19 protein-coding genes are annotated in these 19,453 nt (G+C 37.3%); 8 read left to right on the top strand and 11 right to left on the bottom strand.

Features of this window, described 5'->3' with window-relative positions:
- Both I5515_RS15235 and I5515_RS15230 read right to left on the bottom strand, forming a co-directional pair.
- Positions 1 to 1,263, bottom strand: a complete 1,263-nt coding sequence (locus I5515_RS15235; protein ID WP_199968294.1) for a putative DNA modification/repair radical SAM protein — start codon at positions 1,261 to 1,263, stop codon at positions 1 to 3.
- 109 nt (positions 1,264 to 1,372) lie between these two features.
- Positions 1,373 to 1,789: a lysozyme inhibitor LprI family protein gene (locus I5515_RS15230; RefSeq protein ID WP_199968292.1), complete on the bottom strand. Its 417-nt coding sequence runs from the start codon at positions 1,787 to 1,789 to the stop codon at positions 1,373 to 1,375.
- Between the two features lie 786 nt (positions 1,790 to 2,575).
- On the opposite strand from I5515_RS15230, the gene glyQ reads away from it, so the two are divergent.
- The 4 genes from glyQ to I5515_RS15210 all read left to right on the top strand — a co-directional run bounded on the left by glyQ (position 2,576) and on the right by I5515_RS15210 (position 7,805).
- Entirely contained in the window at positions 2,576 to 3,553 is a 978-nt protein-coding gene (gene glyQ / locus I5515_RS15225; RefSeq protein WP_002044989.1) for a glycine--tRNA ligase subunit alpha, read from the top strand.
- Positions 3,553 to 5,622: a glycine--tRNA ligase subunit beta gene (gene glyS, locus I5515_RS15220; RefSeq protein ID WP_199968290.1), complete on the top strand. Its 2,070-nt coding sequence runs from the start codon at positions 3,553 to 3,555 to the stop codon at positions 5,620 to 5,622. Before glyQ ends, glyS begins: the two co-directional genes overlap by 1 nt.
- A gap of 247 nt (positions 5,623 to 5,869) precedes the next feature.
- On the top strand, positions 5,870 to 6,490 hold the full coding sequence (locus tag I5515_RS15215) for an SLATT domain-containing protein (protein WP_199968288.1): 621 nt from the start codon (positions 5,870 to 5,872) through the stop codon (positions 6,488 to 6,490).
- Positions 6,483 to 7,805 (top strand): reverse transcriptase/maturase family protein, encoded by a 1,323-nt coding sequence (locus tag I5515_RS15210; protein WP_199968285.1) that lies wholly within the window; start codon positions 6,483 to 6,485, stop codon positions 7,803 to 7,805. Before I5515_RS15215 ends, I5515_RS15210 begins: the two co-directional genes overlap by 8 nt.
- A 50-nt stretch (positions 7,806 to 7,855) precedes the next feature.
- Here the strand turns inward: I5515_RS15210 and I5515_RS15205 are convergent, their stop codons facing one another.
- Both I5515_RS15205 and I5515_RS15200 read right to left on the bottom strand, forming a co-directional pair.
- On the bottom strand, positions 7,856 to 8,140 hold the full coding sequence (locus I5515_RS15205; RefSeq protein ID WP_199968283.1) for a YciI family protein: 285 nt from the start codon (positions 8,138 to 8,140) through the stop codon (positions 7,856 to 7,858).
- Between the two features lie 66 nt (positions 8,141 to 8,206).
- On the bottom strand, positions 8,207 to 9,109 hold the full coding sequence (locus tag I5515_RS15200) for a DMT family transporter (RefSeq protein ID WP_199968281.1): 903 nt from the start codon (positions 9,107 to 9,109) through the stop codon (positions 8,207 to 8,209).
- A 108-nt stretch (positions 9,110 to 9,217) separates the two neighbouring features.
- On the opposite strand from I5515_RS15200, the gene I5515_RS15195 reads away from it, so the two are divergent.
- The 3 genes from I5515_RS15195 (at position 9,218) to I5515_RS15185 (ending at position 11,182) form a co-directional block, all read left to right on the top strand.
- Positions 9,218 to 10,084 (top strand): LysR family transcriptional regulator, encoded by an 867-nt coding sequence (locus I5515_RS15195; RefSeq protein ID WP_199968279.1) that lies wholly within the window; start codon positions 9,218 to 9,220, stop codon positions 10,082 to 10,084.
- 148 nt (positions 10,085 to 10,232) lie between these two features.
- A complete protein-coding gene (locus I5515_RS15190) occupies positions 10,233 to 10,652 on the top strand; it encodes a hypothetical protein (RefSeq protein ID WP_199968277.1) in 420 nt (139 codons plus the stop codon).
- Positions 10,653 to 10,750: 98 nt separating this feature from the next.
- Positions 10,751 to 11,182, top strand: coding sequence for a hypothetical protein (locus I5515_RS15185; RefSeq protein ID WP_199968275.1), 432 nt, complete (start codon positions 10,751 to 10,753; stop codon positions 11,180 to 11,182).
- Between the two features lie 79 nt (positions 11,183 to 11,261).
- On the opposite strand, the gene I5515_RS15180 is transcribed toward I5515_RS15185, so the two are convergent.
- A complete protein-coding gene (locus tag I5515_RS15180) occupies positions 11,262 to 12,593 on the bottom strand; it encodes a S8 family peptidase (RefSeq protein ID WP_199968274.1) in 1,332 nt (443 codons plus the stop codon).
- Between the two features lie 35 nt (positions 12,594 to 12,628).
- Positions 12,629 to 12,937, bottom strand: coding sequence for a hypothetical protein (locus I5515_RS15175; protein WP_199968273.1), 309 nt, complete (start codon positions 12,935 to 12,937; stop codon positions 12,629 to 12,631).
- Positions 12,938 to 13,521: 584 nt separating this feature from the next.
- Between I5515_RS15175 and I5515_RS15170 the strand changes: the two genes are divergently transcribed.
- Positions 13,522 to 14,202, top strand: coding sequence for a hypothetical protein (locus tag I5515_RS15170; RefSeq protein WP_199968272.1), 681 nt, complete (start codon positions 13,522 to 13,524; stop codon positions 14,200 to 14,202).
- A gap of 59 nt (positions 14,203 to 14,261) precedes the next feature.
- On the opposite strand, the gene astE is transcribed toward I5515_RS15170, so the two are convergent.
- From astE to I5515_RS15145, 5 genes are all read right to left on the bottom strand, one after another.
- A complete protein-coding gene (astE, locus tag I5515_RS15165) occupies positions 14,262 to 15,236 on the bottom strand; it encodes a succinylglutamate desuccinylase (RefSeq protein ID WP_199968271.1) in 975 nt (324 codons plus the stop codon).
- 12 nt (positions 15,237 to 15,248) lie between these two features.
- The gene (astB, locus tag I5515_RS15160) at positions 15,249 to 16,592 is read right to left on the bottom strand and encodes an N-succinylarginine dihydrolase (protein ID WP_199968270.1); all 1,344 of its coding nucleotides are present in this window, start codon (positions 16,590 to 16,592) and stop codon (positions 15,249 to 15,251) included.
- A gap of 18 nt (positions 16,593 to 16,610) precedes the next feature.
- Positions 16,611 to 18,080 (bottom strand): succinylglutamate-semialdehyde dehydrogenase, encoded by a 1,470-nt coding sequence (gene astD, locus I5515_RS15155; protein ID WP_199968269.1) that lies wholly within the window; start codon positions 18,078 to 18,080, stop codon positions 16,611 to 16,613.
- Positions 18,080 to 19,111: an arginine N-succinyltransferase gene (gene astA, locus I5515_RS15150; RefSeq protein WP_199968268.1), complete on the bottom strand. Its 1,032-nt coding sequence runs from the start codon at positions 19,109 to 19,111 to the stop codon at positions 18,080 to 18,082. The genes astD and astA overlap by 1 nt, the downstream gene beginning before the upstream one ends.
- 17 nt (positions 19,112 to 19,128) lie before the next feature.
- A partial coding sequence (locus I5515_RS15145; protein ID WP_199968266.1) for an aminotransferase class III-fold pyridoxal phosphate-dependent enzyme occupies positions 19,129 to 19,453 on the bottom strand: 325 nt, incomplete at its 5' end.

Below are 19,453 nucleotides of genomic sequence, written 5' to 3'. Positions count from 1 at the left end.
CTAGAACCCAAGGCTTAATTGTGGCGAAAGCTGCTTCACATATTTCGATGAACCCTGCGTTAAAATCTGTTGTCTAATAAAGCTTGTAGATAACTCTTTTTGGAATTTCGGACTATCTTCACAGCGAATAAAGAATTTAGCCCGCTGATAAGCGACACCTAACTTTTTAAGTAAATCGATATGGATTTTATCAAAACGACGAGCCTGAACAATTTTCTTGGCCGATTTCACCCCAATCCCCGGTACACGCAAAATCATTTGATAATCCGCATGATTTAAATCGACTGGAAATTGCTCTGGATGCCTTAAAGCCCAGCTTAGTTTCGGGTCTACATCCAAGTCTAAATTCGGGAATTTTTCATTTACAATTTCATTGACCTGAAAACCATAAAATCGCATGAGCCAATCACTTTGGTACAGCCGATTTTCCCGAAGTAAAGGTGGTGCAGAACCAACTGCTGGCAAGTGATTATTTTCGGTATTAATTGGGATATAACCCGAAAAATAGACGCGTTTAAGTTTAAATTCTTTGTAGTGCTTGTCTGCCATAAACAAGACATCTTGATCAGACTCTTGATGAGCACCCACCACCATTTGAGTGGTTTGCCCTGCTGGCACATATTTCGGTACGTGTTTAATAATTTGACGTTCATCTTTAAGCTGGATCAGTCTGTCACGTACGAGTCCTAAATCTTTTTGTACTTCTTGATGGGATTTTTCTGGTGCAAAAGTTTTTAGTCCAATTTCGGTCGGCATCTCTAAATTAATACTCATACGGTCAGCATATAAACCTGCTTCATGAATCAATTCAGGCGATGCTCCCGGAATAGTTTTTAGATGAATATAGCCATTAAAATTTTCTTCTAGGCGTAACTTTTTCACAACTTGAAGCATCCGTTCCATCGTATGATCGGCCGATTTAAAAATGCCTGAGCTTAAAAATAAGCCTTCGATATAATTACGGCGGTAAAAGTTAATGGTTAAGTCCACCACCTCTTGCACTGTAAATGCTGCACGCTGGACGTCATTAGAGCGGCGTGAAACACAATAGGCACAGTCAAAAATACATACATTACTAAATAGAATTTTTAAGAGTGAAACACAGCGGCCATCTTCGGTATAGCTATGGCAAATCCCTGAATGACTGGCATCACCCAGACCTTTGTCTTTATTTTTACGGTCACTGCCACTTGATGAACAAGACACATCATATTTAGCAGCATCTGCAAGAATTTGTAGTTTTTCTCGAATGCGATCAGACATATCAAACGACTCATTTATGGCATCGTTTAAAAAATATCATTTTGCATTCTTAAATTTAATCCAGTGGAGTACGCTCGGCGTCATGAGGTGACGTTTAAAATAATCTAGCTTAGTTAACGTATTCTTTTAATTGTTTTACGCGCGCTGCATATTCTTGCATTGGACAATATGAATACATCGGTGAGCCAATATATGAGCCTGCATTATTACACTCCTGATCTACATAAGCTTTCCAAAGTCGCTGAGATTTTAAAATATCTTGATAACGTTCTGGCTGTTTGTATTCTTCGCTTTGTGTACGGATTTGATCAATGAGAGCAACAATTTTTTCTTCATAAGTCTTTTTAGCTTGTTCAGAACAGCTATGTACGACCATGTTGTTAATGCTCTCAAGCTGCATTTCTTTAATGGTCTGATCTACACATTGACTATATTCATCTTGCTCATCAGCTTCCGTCTGCGCATACAGCCATGGACTACAAAAAAGGCTGGATAAAACAATAAGTTTGCAGCAAAATTTCAACATAATTAATTCTCGATTCTATAATTTTTAATATGCTTTAATATAACAAAAATTCTGTAATATTTTTCTATCAGTCCAAGTTCAAAGCGCAGAACATAAACATTGAATGAACGCGCTGCCAATTAAATCTAAAATCCTTATAAGCTGGAATATATTAATTAGACATTTTGATTTGATCGCATTCTTAAATACATTAAATTTTATTCATGCTATACATAGTTATAAGAATCAGACTCATATTGATTTATATGAAAAAATCTAATTTTAAAATTTTCATTCAAAATTTAGATCCCAATAAAGACCAAATTTTATATAGTCTTTTAAAAGTCCCACTCTACTTATTTATACCTGCTTGGTTTCTATGGATCTTTAGCATGATGCTATATGAAGGGTTCACTTTAGAAATTCTAAAAACTGCTGTGAATATGCCATTGATGCTTTTTATGGTTGCAATGACTTATTACATACTCGCATTTGTTCCCGCTTATCTATTTCAACTCTTCCTGCAAAAGTATAATTTCATAAATTTTTTCTCAATTAATGTTAGTGCGATCCTACTTACTACGTTACTCCTTAGTTTAATGTGTTTAGAATTCGCCCCAATAGAAATGATCATTTTCTTCAGTTATTTTTCTCTAACTTTCGCTATTACATATTGGGTTTTACTACTCAGAACTGTAAAAAAGCAGCTAAACAATCAAATCTGAAATTCCCAAACTAGCCTTTGCCACTCCCCCACAAAATCCTTATACTTAGGGGCAATTTTTCTCATAAATTCGTGGATGCTACATGAGTCGCGCCATCTCGCATATTGATACATTTCAGGGTTTAATTCTTGCCCTACAAAACTACTGGGCCGAACAAGGCTGCGTCGTTTTACAACCTTACGACATGGAAATGGGCGCTGGAACATTCCACACCGCAACATTCTTACGTGCTTTAGGGCCTGAGACTTGGAATGCTGCCTACGTTCAACCTTCACGTCGTCCAAAAGATGGCCGCTATGGTGAAAACCCGAACCGTTTGCAACACTACTACCAGTTCCAAGTCGTACTTAAACCAAACCCAGACAACATCCAACAGCTATATCTTGATTCTTTAAAAGCAATCGGGATTGATACGCTTACTCACGACATCCGTTTCGTAGAAGACAACTGGGAATCTCCGACTCTCGGTGCTTGGGGCTTAGGTTGGGAAGTTTGGCTTAACGGCATGGAAGTAACTCAGTTCACTTACTTCCAACAAGTAGGTGGCGTTGAGTGTTACCCAGTAACAGGTGAAATCACTTACGGTTTAGAACGTCTTGCCATGTACCTTCAAGGTGTTGACTCGGTTTATGACCTTGTTTGGACTAAAGGCCAATTTGGTACTGTGACTTACGGTGACGTATTCCATCAAAATGAAGTTGAGCAATCAACTTATAACTTTGAATACGCTCCAGTTGAAAAACTATTTGAACTATTTGATTTTTACGAATCAGAAGCAAACCGTTTAATTGAAGCAAAACTTTCTCTTCCTGCTTATGAGCAAGTTGTTAAAGCATCTCATACCTTTAACTTACTTGATGCACGTGGCGCAATTTCTGTGACTGAGCGTCAACGTTACATTTTACGTGTACGTACTTTAGCGCGTGCTATCGCACAAAGTTATGTACAAGCACGTGCAGAGCTTGGCTTCCCAATGGCAGAACCACACTTACGTGATGAAGTATTGGCACAGCTAAAAGCACAAGCTGAAAGTGAAGCAGCAAAGGCGGAGAAAAACTAATGAGCAAACATACTGTTTTATTCGAACTTGGCTGTGAAGAGCTTCCACCAAAAAGCTTAAAAACTTTACGTGATGCACTACAGGCAGAGACGGTAAAAGGCTTAAAAGATGCTGGCTTAAATTTTGCAGCAATTGAAGCTTATGCAGCTCCACGTCGTTTAGCGCTTAAAATTGTAGATATCGATGCTGCACAAGCTGATACACAAAAACGTTTTGACGGCCCTGCTGTTCAAGCGGCTTACGATGCAGAAGGTAAACCAACTAAAGCACTCGAAGGCTTTATGCGTGGTCAAGGCATTACTGTTGATCAGCTTTCTACTTTCCAAGCAGGTAAAGTTGAAAAAGTTTGCTATTTAAAAGATGTAAAAGGTCAAAGCCTTGATGCTTTACTTCCACAGATTTTACAAACTGCATTAGACAATTTACCAATTGCTAAGCGTATGCGTTCTGCTGCAAGCCGTACCGAATTTGTACGTCCAGTGAAATGGGTTCTTTTACTCAAAGATGACCAAATTATTGACGCAACTATTCAAGATCACAAAGCTGGTAATGTGACTTATGGTCATCGTTTCCATGCACCTGAGGCTGTGACTTTAGCGCATGCAAATGATTACTTGGCTGCTTTGGAAAAAGCTTACGTTGTTGCGAACTTTGAAAAACGTCAAGCAACCATTCAAGAACAAGTTAAAAAGTTAGCTGATGAAGTTAACGCAACCGCTATTGTTCCACGTGACTTACTTGATGAAGTAACAAGCCTCGTTGAATGGCCTGTAGCTTTACGTGCAAACTTTGAAGAGCGCTTCCTTGCTGTTCCTCAAGAAGCACTTATTACGACGATGCAAGACAACCAGAAGTATTTCTGTTTGATCAATGCGGAAGGTAAATTACAGCCTTACTTCATTACTGTTTCAAACATTGAGTCTAAAGACCCGACTCAAATTATTGAAGGTAATGAAAAAGTTGTTCGCCCTCGTTTGTCTGATGCTGAGTTCTTCTTCTTACAAGATCAAAAGCAACCGCTTGCATCTCGTAAAGAAAAATTAGCAAACATGGTATTCCAAGCACAGCTTGGTACACTTTGGGACAAATCAACACGTATTGCTAAACTTGCTGTTGCATTGTCTTCAATCACTGGTGCAAACCCAGCCGATTCTGAAAAAGCTGCATTACTTGCTAAATGCGACTTAACTTCTGAGCTTGTAGGTGAATTCCCAGAGCTTCAAGGTATTGCAGGTACTTACTACGCGCGTATTGAAGGCGAGAACACTGAAGTTTCAGAAGCTTTAGGTGAGCAATATTTACCAAAATTTGCTGGTGATGTTTTACCAAAAACCAAAACTGGTACAACCATTGCCCTTGCTGACCGTTTAGATACACTTGTTGGTATTTTCGGTATTGGACAAGCGCCAACAGGTTCTAAAGACCCGTTTGCTCTTCGCCGTTCAGCAATTGGTATCTTACGTTTAATTATTGAAAATGAATTAGATGTAACGATTGAAAAGTTAGTAAATCTTGCACTCCAAGGTTACGGCGACATCGTTAAAGATCACGATAAGACTCGCGCTGATGCTGTTGCATTCTTGGAAGGTCGTTACCGTGCTAAGTATGAAGACCAAGGCGTTGCTGTTGACGTACTTCAAGCTGTTCAAGCACTTGCACCAAAGTCTCCACTTGATTTTGACAAGCGCGTAAATGCTGTTAACCACTTCCGTACATTACCTGAAGCTGCTGCACTTGCTGCTGCAAACAAACGTGTTGCTAACATTCTTGCAAAAGAAGCAGCACCAGAAGGTTCTGTCGTTGAAGCAAACTTAGTTGAAGATGCTGAAAAAGCATTATTTGCTGAGCTTCAAGCAGTGACACCAGTGGTTGAGCCATTACTTGCAGCAAAAGACTATACTGCTGCCCTTTCTAAGCTTGCAGCACTTCGCGCGCCGATTGATGCATTCTTTGATGGCGTAATGGTGATGGCAGATGATGCTGACCTAAAAGCAAACCGTTTACGTTTATTAGCTCAGTTGCGTAACTTGTTTACTGCTGTGGCTGATGTGAGTGTGTTGCAGAGCTAAACTTTTAATTTTTTTAAGTATTTTTAAAAATCCCACTTTTAATTAGTGGGATTTTCTTATATTATCATTAAGCATTTAGACCATATATCTCTGATATCATCTGTATGAAAATATAGGTGCAACTGATTTAGAGTAGCTTTCTGCTACTAGGCTTTGCCTGATCCTTAAGTATAAGGATAATACTCTGTAACTTCTAAATGGTCTAAATGTTCCTCATATTAAAAGTAAGTATTAGAGCTAGAAAAATATGGAATTAAAAGATAAAGTTTGGTGGACAAAAAAATCAAAAATATTCCATGAAAAAAGATTATTAGCCTATAACTTTCATTCTCAATTACTATTGATATGGTATTCATTATTTACAGTAGCGGCTTCAACATTAAATGCAAATTCATTATATTTACTTGGAATAAATCAGAAACAACTTGATCCTAACATACTAATAATATTTTCAGTTTTAACATTAACTATGTCATGTTTTGTTTCTTCATTAAATTTTAAAGGAAGATCGCTAAGTATTAAACAATGCTATGAAAATCTAGCTTTATTAAATTATGAAAATGACAATGAGGCAAATCATAAATATCAGAAATTATTAGATAGCTGTGAAAATCATGAGGATATTGATTATATTAATGCAAAAATAAATATTTATTATTCTACACCTAAAAATTCTAGAACAGAGATACATCCATCACCAACTGTTTTTGAAAAAATACAATACATTTACAGGAAAGCAGTTAATTTTATAATTTTAAGTATTTTATATATTTTACCAATATATACAATTTACTTTACAGAAAGCAATTGGCAGCAACAGCAACAGCAACAGCAACAGCAACAGCAACAGCAACAGCAACATGTCTAATACAAAATTATTCCAATCTCAAATAAATGTAAGCTCTTTAAACGATATATATAATCAATATATCTACTATAGTTATGCTATTGGTATAGACAATATAAATCATACTCAATTTAATAAAAAGATAAATGATGAGCTAGATTTAATTAACAGAAAATTACTTTCTGAAAAATATAAGTTCAGCCGTTATAAACTAAAACTACTGAACAAAGGCAAAGGAAAACCTCCAAGAGAAATTTATATACCAACTATAAGAGATAGAGTTTTATTAAAAGCTATTCAACTATTTCTTCAAGAAGTTTTTAAAGAAAATCTATCTCAAGACTTACCCCAAAATATTATTAAAGAATTAAAATCAGAACTAGACTCAAAGAAATATAATGCTTTTATAAAAATTGATATAAAGAACTTTTACCCATCCATTGATAGAAAAATTTTATTAAAAAAAATTCGATCTAAAATTAGAAATAAATATTTCTCAAATTTACTTTTAGATGCTTTAAATCCATCTAAAAAGGAGTTTATTTCAGGAGTTCCTCAAGGCTTATCAATATCAAATATACTCGCTCATATTTATTTAATTTCCTTAGACAAAAAACTATCTAGTCAATTTAATATTAAATACTTTAGATTTGTTGACGATATTTTAATCCTTCTTGATATGAGCAATAAAGATTATATAATAGAAATTTTAGAGAAAGAATTTTCCAAAGTAAAATTAGAAATACATCCAATCAAAGATGAAAATAGTAAATCTAAAATTTCTTACTTGAGTAATGGATTTGATTATCTTGGTTATAATTATCGTAATGAGGAATTTTCTATTCGTGATTCATCTATAAATAATTTAAGAAATTCAATTGTGGAATGTTTTACTTCTTATAGATACGCAACCAGCTCAAGAAAAAATATAAATTTTTTATTATGGCGCCTTAACTTAAAAATTACTGGATGTATTGACAATGGTAAATCAAAAGGTTGGTTGTTCTTTTTTTCACAATTATCTAATTATAAAATTTTATATGAATTAGATCATTTTGTTAGAAAAATAGCTAAGCAATTTAAACTATCAAGTGCTGAGATTAATCAAATTAAAAGATTCTCAAGAACTTATTTTGAAATTACACATAACTTTTATTCATCAAATTATATCCCCAATTTTGATAAATATAATATCACCATGAAAAAAGATATTTTAATACAAGTATTTAGTCAAGATTTAAAAGGACGTTCTGATGAGGAAATAGACGATATGTTTAAGTTTAAAACAAGAAAACATATTAACAAGTTACTTATCGACCTTAGAAATTTTTCTTAATTTTTAGAAAAATAGAGAACTACTTAAGCTTAAGTAGTTCTCAAATATAGTTAAACAAATTCTTTAATTTCTTCTAAACTTTTAGATGGCTCAAACCACATAAAGTCATAATCAGCCACATCATGAATATAAAACGGATCATTTTTCATGATCTCTTCGGCCTCTTGAATCGAAGAGCTTAGAACTAAAATTACCCCACCTACTCTATTTTCACGACGTCCCGATGCTAAGAACTTCTTCTGCTCATAGTAATGATCTAAAAATGCAATATGCTCTTTGAGTACAGCATCAACTTCGGCCAGTGGCTTTTTATAGGTTAGGCTAACAACAATCATCTCATTCTCTTAAAGGAAGTAGTACATGACATAACACAATCTACAGATCGTTTAATTATCTATAGCTTATTCGATAGTACGCCGATTCCCGTAATTCATCCACACCAAACTCCCCACAATAATTACTCCACCTAACAGCACAATCATTGATGGTTTTTCATTTAAGAAAAGAACTGCTAAACTCATGGCAACAATTGGCGAGCAATACAAAAAATTCGATGCAATCGTTAACGGCATATTTTTAAGTACATATCCCCAAAGCACATAAGCCATCGCACTTGGAAAAATACCCAATAAGACAACCGACATATTAGCCTGCCAAGTGGCATGTAAAATTTCATTCGGTAAATGAGCACTATAAAAAAGTAAAGGAATGGTCCCGAACCAAATGATGTAGCACATCATGCTCAAGGCATCATAATTTAAAGCAAATTTTTTATATAAATTAAAATACAGACCCCAAGCAATTGCGGCCAAAACAATCAATAAACTATAAGGACTTGGCGTACCAAAACCATGATCGCCACTGACCACTAACACGGCGCCGCAAAGCCCCAGTAAAATACATAGCCATTGTTTGAAACTGATTTGTTCCTTAAAAAGCAAAGCTGAAATAATAAAGGTGAATAGCGGAATAGATTGACTCAAAATACTAGAGGCCACTGCACTTACATATTGCTGCCCTGTATTTATCAGCAAATGATGCAGCGTCACAGAGAAAAAACCTAATACAACAAGCGCAGGGACATCTTTCCACTTTAAAAGCTGAATGCCTTTTTTCATGACCAAAAGCAGTAAAAAAACCGATGCAATCAAAAAACGGAGCAAGGCAATGTGCTGCGGTGTATATGAATGTAAAGCACTATGTACACCAATAGGTGAATAGCCCCAACAAAAGACAGTTACAGCAATACATAAATAGAGTTTAAATGCGGGAGGCTGAGTTTCGGCAGCAAGAGAAATTGCCATGTTAAATATGCACTAGTGAAATGGAACTCTTTCATCATATGCGCATGGATAGTTGAATAAAATTAACTTATATTGAGTCAAATGTTCATTAAAAGTGAATGATAAAACATGGATATCGCACAGTTAAAAATGTTTCAGACCGTGGTTGAATGCGGAACAATGGCTAAGGCATCAATGCAACTACATTGTGTACCATCCAATATCACAACGCGCATTAAACAACTCGAAGAAGAACTAGGCGCACCGCTGTTTTATCGGGAAGGAAAAAGTTTAAAACTCACTCCCTCTGGGGAAATCTTTCTTAATTATTGCCATAAAATTTTAGCGCTGTGTGATGAAGCAAAACGAAGTATTCATCCTGATGCACCGCCCTCTGGTCCATTAAAAATTGGGGCGATTGAATCTTCTGCTACGACTCGCCTACCGAATTTACTTGCGAAATATCATCAACGTTTTCCAGAGGTTTCCATTCAAATTATTACAGGCACATGGAAACAGTTATTAGTCGATATTTCTCAACATAAGCTTGATGGTGCAATTGTCGCAGGCAATATTGAGTTTCCGATGCTAAACAAACTTGGTATTTATCAAGAAGAAATTATTTTAATTGCCCCTGAGTCTTTTGGTGAAATCCACTGCCAAGAAGACTTAATTGGTAAGGAAATTTTTATGTGGACCGAAGGTTGCCCTTACCGTGCAGCTCTCGAAGAATGGCTTAAACTTAAAAACATCTCATTACCCATCACTAGTATCACGAGTTATGCCACTATTCTTGGTTGTGTAAGTGCTGGCTCTGGCGTGTCTTTAGTACCAAAAAGCCTTTTTGAACAATATAAGAATTTAACCAACATTCGAGGCTATAAATTTGAACACCTTACTTTTATGCAGAATCAATTTTTTTGGCATAAAAATGTAAGTAACCATAAAGCACGAGACATGTTTTTAGAGTTAATTAAATCCGAATTTCGTTTATGAATAATGGCAATAATTGATTTATTGCCATCAAGTGATGATTTATCGTAATCAAATCGTATGGGTTTTATCTCATTGCAGTACAAGCTTTATTTTTAACAGTAAGATCACCACTTCATATTTTGATTCTCATTGGGGAGCTTGATCCAAAATGAAAAATATACGAGTTTTATGTATTGCGACTTCTATCTTGGCTTCATCCACCTTATTTGCAGAAACGACGCAACCACAACAAGCGGGTGAAACAACATCTACAGCAAAACCTTATGGAGATAACCCAAGCTTAGGTCGTGTATTGTTATACAAAACAGGAAAAGGTATACAAAATTTAGGAGACTCTATTCAAGGAGCTTCCGAAAAAACCTCAAATAAAATTAGTGAAAAATGGAAAAATACCAAAGAATTTACGGCTGAAAAAGCAGAAGTCGTTCAACAAAAAGCAGATACCGCAAAAACTTTTACCGAAGCCAAAATAGATCAGGCAAAGCAAAATATTACCGGTAGCCGAAATGGTGAAAGTATCCCAATAGAGCAAGGTGAATTAAGTAAGTCGAGCACAACAACTAACTAATTTTTTGGATAGCGCGAGAACTTTCGCGCTTTAATCCAGATACAGACATTCATCTAGAAATAATGATCATCCACTATAAAGAGCTAGGAATCTGCCTTATGAATAGTCAAAAACTTCTCTTTTCAACACTATGCTGCTTGGCATTAACTGCATGTGCGACCTCAGCACCTCTTTCTTCTTACTCTCCGGCACAAGTTTTAGAGCAAGATACAAATATCGAAGCATATCCATCAACTACAGGTAATGTAGCCAAACTCATTAAACAAGATAAGCAAGCTTGTATGATTGAATTTACGGGATATTTAGGAGGCGGACACGTTACTGAACACTGGGTATTTAATGATAAAGGTCTAATTTCAGCCACATCATTCACCCAACAATATCCTGATGAGTCAGGTATATTAAATCAGGCAACTAACTCTACAACCAAAAGCTCAACGACTTTTAATATTCAAGATCCAGAAATTCAAAATAATTTCAAAAAACTCCAAAACAACTTTAATCCAGCGAATTTAGCAAAGTGTAATTAATTCCTTTGCATAAAAATCCGTTGCAGAAGCTACCTTTTGCAACGGGTTATAGCCATTTAAAAAATTATAAATAAGCTATTTAATTATTACTTAAACCATTTGTTGCTGCCAGCAAATCAATCCGTGGAAAAACTAAACCTGTTCTCGAATCGGTAATTGGTTTACCAGTTGTTTTTAAACGGTTAATAGTCTGATCGATACTTTCAGTCGGACTCACACTATTTGCTCGCAATAAGGCAATTGCACCAGCAACATGAGGAGTCGCTTGAGATGTACCTCCCATGGTGTAACCACCAGCAGTAATCATTGCCCCTGGTGCTAATAAAGTTACAAGGCTCCCACCATTACTAAAGCATGCTACCTTGTCTGCTGCTGTTGTCGGATCAGAACATTTCACCGGATTACCCCATGACACACCACCAATATTACTGTCATAAACAGCACCAACTCGTACAGCGCCAGCAACACAAGCAGGAGATGAAATACCATCAGGGAAAGCATCATTACCTGATGCTACTACCGGTACTACGCCGGCAGCTCGAGCATTGGCAAATGCTGTTGCATAGCTACTATTACTACATTCAGATGTGTATTTAACACCAGGAACACCCAGGCTCAAATTTATCGCTTTAATATTGTATGTTTTAGCGTTATTTACTGCCCAGTTAATGCCAGCAAGGATATCACTATCATAGGCTGAACCTGATCGAAAAACGTCTATTCCAATGATTTTTGTTTTGGTCGCAACTTTAGACACTATCGCTGAAACATTACTCCCATGACCATTATCGTCAAGTGCGCCATCATCTGGGGCACTATCAAATGAATAAACCACGCGACATGTACTTGATGGCGTATTCACTGCCGTGCAACCAAAATCCGAATGCAGATAATTTACCCCTGTATCTAGTACAGCAACACTAGAGCCAGCCCCCGTAAACCCTTTGGAGTTGGCCTGAGGTTGATTAATTAAAGGTAAACTTTCATTCGTGGTAGGCTGATTAATTCGATTTGGATAAACTGCTTTAACATTTGGGTCGTTAAGCAACTCGACCAAAGCTTCTCTATTACTAATCCGATAAAAGGCTAAAGGCAAATTATTGTAGTCCCGAAGTACTTGGACACCACCAGCACGGTTAAACCTTGCCTGTATATTCTTTTTATTTGTAGCGATATAACTTCGCCGCTCTAAACCTGAGACTATACTTTCTGAAGGAATATTGTATTCAACAATAAGGTCATTAGACTCGTTAGTTACCAAGGCATCTAAGTTGATTTTACCCTGAAACACTTTTTGTTTTGCTGCCTGATTTAACTGCTGTTTGGCATCTTTGGAGTCCAAAGGAAGAGCGGATGCAGTTGTACTTAAGATCGTACATAGACCTAATAGAAATAACGTTTTACTTTGCATTATTTTTCTCCGTAGTTTTTCAACTCACAATTTGCTTATTTCGCTTTTATTTCATTTGCTGGATCTTTTTCTGGATCAATTGGTTGAATAGAAAGATCACTTTTTGTGTCATAAAAAGGAACGGTATCAACTGATACCGATTGAGGATGATTTGAATGTTGAGATAGATTTTTAGGTTGAGTAGGCTCCTTAAGTTTAGAAAGAAAAGACGATGTATCTGGTTGTAGCGAATTCGACTCATGTAACGCAGAACTGAATACATCAGATGCACCACTTGTTGGCTTAAAATAAAGGACAACGGCAACTAAGCCGACCAATACAAGAAGGGAAGCAATAATTTTCATCGTTTAAGATCTCTGTTTTTTTGTTTATAGACATCTATATTTATTTTTAACTATTACAAGCAAAGCGGAATTTATTAACATAAATTTCATGTGAAAATTCTATTTTATGAAATATGTCTCTAATAAACCTTTCATTCCTACCCATACTCAAAATAATCAAAAATACTTCTACCCTTTACGTTTATATTTCTGGCAGAAAGTGGATCAAAAAAGTGCTAAAAAGCACCTTATTCTCATAATAAGCAAAAATTATGCCGTTATCTCGAATAAAAAATGAAAAAATAATCATCTTTATAGATATAGAAAAATGGTGGTATTGAATACTTTTAGACGTTTCTATTGAAGAAAATAAAAAAGAGAGAAAATATTTTGCTAGCTCTTAAATCATAGGATATCGATATCTATTTCACTTTATTATTAATATTTTTCCTTCTCCACAATTTCTCCCTTATGTGTGTATTGACTGTAATGCTGTTGTAACGTTTTGATGAAGGTGATTCCCAAGCGAATCAACGTTTGACTATGATGCGATTGCGTTTATGAAATACCTCACTAAAAAGGTATATTCTTTGAAGGATATCGCAATGAAAATGATGAAAACAGCTATCGTTACTGCAAGTGTTCTTGCTTCTGCCTCTATTTTTGCACAAAGTGCGGGCGTTAATGCAGATGCTTCTGCCCAAGTAAATGTACAACCAGGCGGTCTTGTTAGTGGCGTAGCCAATACAGTCAAAAATACTGCACATACTGTAGGGAACACAGCGAAGCACGCAGGTCATGTAGCTGCTGACACTACAGTCAAGGCTACAAAAGAAACCACAGGTAAAGTAGCAGAAGTTTCTTCTAAAGCTGCAACCCACACAAAAAACTTAACTACTGAGGCGGCAACTGGTACTAAACACCTAGCTACTGAAGCAGCAACTGGTACTAAAAATTTAGCGACTAAAGCTGCTACTGGCACTAAAAATCTAGCAGTTGAAGCACAAGCAGGCACAAAAGCAAGTGTGGATGCTGTAAAAACTAAGTTTGCTGAAAAACAAACTGAACAAAAAGAATTTACTGCTGAAAAACAAGCTGACGCTCAAGCACAATTAAATGCTGCTCAACCAGCTCACGCAATTAATGCTCAAACAGGCGCAAATCTTGGCGTTAACGTTGCTCCAGTTGGAATTAGCGCAAATGCGAACGTAAATGCAGGCGCTCAAGGGTCTACACAAAAAACTGAAAAGAAATCTTTCGTTAAAGGTCTTTTCGGCACTAATTAATAAGTTATCAATAAAAAAGGGCGATTAATCGCCCTTTTTTATTGATCTACATTAACCATTTAACTCGTTTCAGTTAAAACCAAACCTGCACGTAAACCGATCTTTACATTTGGGTTCGGAAATAAAATCCAAACTTGATCCTGCTCTACAACATAATTACCAGAGGCTTGTGTCGCAATGATTTCGCCTTTTGTAAAAGTTGAAAAATTTGGTGCTTCAGCAGATAAGTGCATCTGAAAATCTTCATCTTTTTTAATTAAAGAATCAGACACCCCAAATACCCGAATTTTTGTTTTATGACGCATCGGTAAAGCTTGCTCAGAAACCACATGACGAATGACTTCATCAATTGCGGCAAATTGACTCAAGTCATTTTGTCCAAATGGCAAGGCTTTGCCCAACTCTAAAGTTGCACTCGCAGCTTTAAAGCTCTCACTTGTAAAATGTGTGAACGTTTTACCCGCGGCACGGTGATAAACCAAAGCATCTAAATCGGCAGCTTCAAGACTTGCTGTTAAATCGGCATCGTAGTCATGGGTTTGATAAGGCAATAAAGCAAACGTTGGTAATAATGAAGCACGAATTGCTGTATGCAAATCATAGTGATAACGCTTAGCTTCACTCGCACTTTCCTGAAAGAAAGCAGCAACAGCGTGTTCTAAAACCTCAGCTCGCTTAGATTCCTCAGTTACGGGTAGATTTTTATATCCACCACAAAACATTCGGTTCACATCATCATGCACATAACGCTTACCTTGACGCATTGCATACGGATTACCCAATATAAACAATAACCTCACAGCAAGGTTTAAACGTCCGGTAAATAAATCTGTGCAAAGATGAGATAACAATTCAATTGGTGCAGTTTCATTACCATGTACTCCAGCTGACAGTACGACAGCTTTGTCGTACTGTGCATGTGGCGTACATTCAAGAATCCCATCATCTAACCAGCGCCAAGAAAAACTGTCTTGTTTCCCTTCACGTACTGCTGGCTGCTCACCTTGTAAGGTTAATGCTAGAAAATCTTGCATGTCACCTCCTCATTATTTCTGGAAAGGATAAACTGAACCCAAACCTAAAATTTTGGTCAGCTCATCAAGTGCCATACGACTTTCCATAAGTAAATGTGGATCGGCTAAATCTTCTTGTGCCAAACGATCACGATAATGCTTATCCACCCACTGATTGAGTGTCGTAAACAATTGATCATTCATTAATACTTTTGGATTTACAGCATTTAACTCGGTTTCATTTAAAGCTACGCGTAAACGTAAACATGCTGGGCCACCGCCATTACGCATACTTTCACGCAAGTCATAAACCTGAATAGCATCAATTGGAGTGCCCATCTGAACCATCTCGTTCAAATACCCCCAAACTGCTTTATTCTGGCGTGACTCTTCTGGCACAACAATGGTCATTCCACCATCTGGGCGAGTCAAAATCTGGCTATTAAATAAATATGTTGCTACTGCATCATCAACAGTAACTCGGTTTTCAGGAACTTCAATCGAGATAAAGTCTTCACCGATGCTTGCCATTTTTTGACGAATTTCAGCAAAAGCCTGATCTTGATTTAAGAAGGCATGCTGATGATGGAATAAAACCTGCTGGTTACTTACCGCGATTACATCATTATGAAAAACGCCTTGATCAATCACATCCGGATTTTGTTGAACAAAAACTGTATGTGCATCATCTAAACGGTGCAAACGTGCAATTGCTTCGCTTGCTTCACGCGTCTGACGAGCAGGATAACGTTTTGGCCCCGGTAAGCCATTATTTAAATGTTGTTGACCATAAACAAAAACTTGAACCCCACGCTTAGCATAATCACCACCTAAACGATTGTGATTCGCTGCACCTTCATCGCCAAACAAGGCCACTTGTGGCAATGCTTCATGGTGTACAAAATGACGTTCATTTTTAAAAATTGCTTGTAAAACTTGGCTTGTTGTTTCAGCTTCAATTGAACGGTGAAACTTATTATTCAGGTTCGCTGCGGTAAAATGTACACGTTCATCTTGGCTATCTGCCGAAGGTGAAACTGTTGCCGCATTTGCTGTCCACATTGGCGAAGCTGAACTTAACGATGATAATAGTTCAGGTGAATGACGCATTGCTTGAGCAACAACACTAATGTCATCTCCTGTAAAACCTAAACGGCGTAGCATTGGAACATGGGGACGCTCATGCGGAGCAAGTACACCTTGTTTCATGCCCAGATCAGCCAAGGCTTTCATCTTTAGCAAACCTTGTTTAGCTGCTAATTTTGGATTCGAGGCATTATTACGGTTTTTTGTCGATGCTTCATTACCAAAAGACAAACCCGCGTAGTGATGTGTTGGCCCCACTAAACCATCGAAATTTACTTCATATCCTTTCATTTTTTCTTTCCCTAGTGTTTAAGGCAACACAATCCCTGGAGATAATTTTTCTGGTAAGGTTAAACTGTCACTTTCAAGTGAAGCCATTGGCCAAGCACAATAATCAGCTGCATAAAAAGCACTTGCGCGGTGGTTACCAGATGCCCCTACACCACCAAATGGTGCAGCACTTGAAGCACCTGTTAATGGCTTATTCCAGTTCACAATACCGGCACGCGCTTCAATAAGTACTTGATCAAACAATTCACGTTTTGGTGAAACCAGACCAACAGACAAGCCAAAGCGAGTTGCATTCGCAATTTTTAATGCTTCATCAAAGTTGTCATAACGTTGAATCGTCGTAAGCGGCCCAAAATATTCTTCATCAGGAATACCAGCCACACCTGTTACATCAACAATTCCTGGAGTAAGTAACGAACTATCTTCTTGTGGACGTGTCATTGCCAACAAACTTTCTGCACCAAGCTCAAGCAATTTTTGCTGAGCAAGCATCATGTTTGATGCTGCAACCGACGAGATAACGCCACCCATAAATGGTTGTTGTTCATCATTCCAACGACCAACTTTTAGGTTTTTAGCAACTTCAACAAAACGTTGAATAAATGCATCACCTTCTGCGCCATTTTTTACCAAGATACGGCGTGCACATGTACAACGCTGACCCGCCGAAACAAATGCAGATTGAATAGTGAGGTTAACCACAGCGTCGACATCAATAATTTCATCAATAATCAATGCATTATTGCCACCCATTTCAAGCGCAAGGATTTTCTCAGGTGCACCCGCCATTTGCTTATGTAGGTGGTAACCTGTATTCGCACTTCCGGTAAACAATAGACCATCAATTTCATGTGAAGCAGCCAATGCCTCACCAGTGGTACGACCACCTTGCACCAAATTCATCACACCATTTGGCAAACCAGCTTGCTGCCAAAGTTTTACAGTTTCTTCTGCAGTCCAAGGCGTTAATTCACTTGGTTTAAATACCACGGTATTGCCTGCAAGTAATGCAGGAACAATATGCCCATTTGGTAAATGGCCAGGGAAGTTATATGGACCGAAAACTGCAAGCACACCATGTGGACGGTGACGTAAAGATGCTACGCCATCGGCCATTTCAGTTGAGCTTTCACCTGTACGCTGGTGATAAGCACGAATTGAAATGGCAACCTTACCAATCATTGATTGGACTTCAGTTAATGTTTCCCAAAATGGCTTACTGGTTTCTTGGCTAATCACTTCTGCTAAATGTTTTTTATTTTCTTCAAGCAGCTTTGCAAACTTTTCTACAATCGCAACGCGCTCTGCAAAAGGTAAACGAGCCCATGCTGGAAATGCAGTACGCGCTGCTTGGCAAGCTTGCTCAACCTCAGCAGCAGTTGCCTCAGCACCCGACCAGACAGTTTGGTTATCAACTGGATTTGTTTTTTCAAATGTTGTGCCGTTGCCTTGTAACCAGACACCGTTTATTAATAAAGAGTTTGACATCAGGATACTTCCATCGGATTTAGTGATAACACACGAACAACATGACCTTCTTGTACACCGAGTTTTTCAGCTTGTTCGTGAGATAAATTTAAAACACCTTCAACTAAATCGAGCTTCATTAACATTGCTCGATAGTCATGATAATTATCATTGGCAATGAGATATTGGGTTTTACCCACCACAGCTTCACTGGTAATTTTGACGGTTAAAAATTGGCTTTCTTTTACTGCACGCAATTCATCAATATTGGCCTCAATAGTTGGACCCGCATCAAAAATATCGACATATCCTTGATAGCGTAAACCTTCCGACTCAAGCACATGATAAGCAGGCAAAGTATGTGGATGCATTTTGCCAATAACCTCTTGTGCATTTTTTGGCAAGAGATCTACATAGACTGGAAAACGTGGCATAAGTTCCGCAATGAAAACTTTTTGGCCAATTCCACTTAAATAGTCTGCTGTTGAGAAATCCATATTAAAGAAATGGTGACCAATCGCATCCCAAAACGGAGAGCATCCATTTTCGTCTGAGAAACCACGCATTTCAGCAATTAATTTTTTCTCGAAATATTGCTTAAAGGCAGCGATAAACATAAAACGGATTTTTGATAAGAATTTACCATTTTGGTTTTCACGACGCTCTGGATCTAAAAATAATGTACAGAGTTCACTACTACCCGTTCTGTCATTACTTAAAAATAATGTAGGTAAAGACTTATAAACATTTAATGCTTTTGAAGCGTGTACTTGAGTTCCAACATGAAAGTTGTACCAAGGTTCAATCAAACCTACAGCGACTTCAATTGCACTTAACCCAATTACACGTTGAGCTTCTGTATCTTCAAGAACAAATAAATAACCTTGTTCACTTTTATGGACATTGCCATTTAAAGTATTGCGAGTACGTGAAATTCGAGCCGAAAGCGTATCCATATTTTGTGGCAAGGAAGTCAGGCCTACACCCGACTTACCTGCTAATTTATAAATATCTTCAAGGTCTCGAAACTCGGCATGACGGACAATCATCATGGCTAGCTTCCTTTTTTTTATTTAGCCAATTTTGCCAATGCTCTTTTTAAACGAGCAATCCCTTCATCAATATCTTTTTCAGGAATAATGAGAGACGGAGTAAAACGAACAACATCCGGACCTGCGATTAAAGCAAGTAATCCTTCCTCACCAGCCCAAGTCGTAATATCTTTAGCTTTTCCTGCATACTCAGCTTTTAATACACAACCAATGAGCAGACCTTGACCACGAATTTCTTCAAAAACCTGATGTTCAGCATTTAAAGTATTCAAGGCATCAAGGAAATATTGATGACGGTGCTTCACACCATCAAGTACTTCAGGCGTATTAATAAATTCGAAT

This window comes from Acinetobacter calcoaceticus (genome assembly GCF_016508255.1).
GTDB classification, from domain to species: domain Bacteria; phylum Pseudomonadota; class Gammaproteobacteria; order Pseudomonadales; family Moraxellaceae; genus Acinetobacter; species Acinetobacter calcoaceticus_E.
The sequence above is the reverse complement of the archived record's forward strand: the minus strand, read 5'-3'. Positions and strand labels throughout refer to the sequence as shown.

Bases quoted from the DNA above. Each gene is read 5' to 3' on its own strand.
- I5515_RS15215 (WP_199968288.1), top strand. From the start codon at position 5,870: ATGGAATTAAAAGATAAAGTTTGGTGGACAAAAAAATCAAAAATATTC.
- glyQ (WP_002044989.1), top strand. From the start codon at position 2,576: ATGAGTCGCGCCATCTCGCATATTGATACATTTCAGGGTTTAATTCTT.
- astB (WP_199968270.1), bottom strand. From the start codon at position 16,592: ATGAAAGGATATGAAGTAAATTTCGATGGTTTAGTGGGGCCAACACAT.
- astE (WP_199968271.1), bottom strand. From the start codon at position 15,236: ATGCAAGATTTTCTAGCATTAACCTTACAAGGTGAGCAGCCAGCAGTA.
- I5515_RS15180 (WP_199968274.1), bottom strand. From the start codon at position 12,593: ATGCAAAGTAAAACGTTATTTCTATTAGGTCTATGTACGATCTTAAGT.
- astA (WP_199968268.1), bottom strand. From the start codon at position 19,111: ATGATGATTGTCCGTCATGCCGAGTTTCGAGACCTTGAAGATATTTAT.
- I5515_RS15235 (WP_199968294.1), bottom strand. From the start codon at position 1,263: ATGTCTGATCGCATTCGAGAAAAACTACAAATTCTTGCAGATGCTGCT.
- I5515_RS15210 (WP_199968285.1), top strand. From the start codon at position 6,483: ATGTCTAATACAAAATTATTCCAATCTCAAATAAATGTAAGCTCTTTA.
- I5515_RS15195 (WP_199968279.1), top strand. From the start codon at position 9,218: ATGGATATCGCACAGTTAAAAATGTTTCAGACCGTGGTTGAATGCGGA.
- I5515_RS15175 (WP_199968273.1), bottom strand. From the start codon at position 12,937: ATGAAAATTATTGCTTCCCTTCTTGTATTGGTCGGCTTAGTTGCCGTT.
- I5515_RS15170 (WP_199968272.1), top strand. From the start codon at position 13,522: ATGAAAATGATGAAAACAGCTATCGTTACTGCAAGTGTTCTTGCTTCT.
- glyS (WP_199968290.1), top strand. From the start codon at position 3,553: ATGAGCAAACATACTGTTTTATTCGAACTTGGCTGTGAAGAGCTTCCA.
- I5515_RS15200 (WP_199968281.1), bottom strand. From the start codon at position 9,109: ATGGCAATTTCTCTTGCTGCCGAAACTCAGCCTCCCGCATTTAAACTC.
- I5515_RS15185 (WP_199968275.1), top strand. From the start codon at position 10,751: ATGAATAGTCAAAAACTTCTCTTTTCAACACTATGCTGCTTGGCATTA.
- I5515_RS15190 (WP_199968277.1), top strand. From the start codon at position 10,233: ATGAAAAATATACGAGTTTTATGTATTGCGACTTCTATCTTGGCTTCA.
- I5515_RS15230 (WP_199968292.1), bottom strand. From the start codon at position 1,789: ATGTTGAAATTTTGCTGCAAACTTATTGTTTTATCCAGCCTTTTTTGT.
- astD (WP_199968269.1), bottom strand. From the start codon at position 18,080: ATGTCAAACTCTTTATTAATAAACGGTGTCTGGTTACAAGGCAACGGC.
- I5515_RS15205 (WP_199968283.1), bottom strand. From the start codon at position 8,140: ATGATTGTTGTTAGCCTAACCTATAAAAAGCCACTGGCCGAAGTTGAT.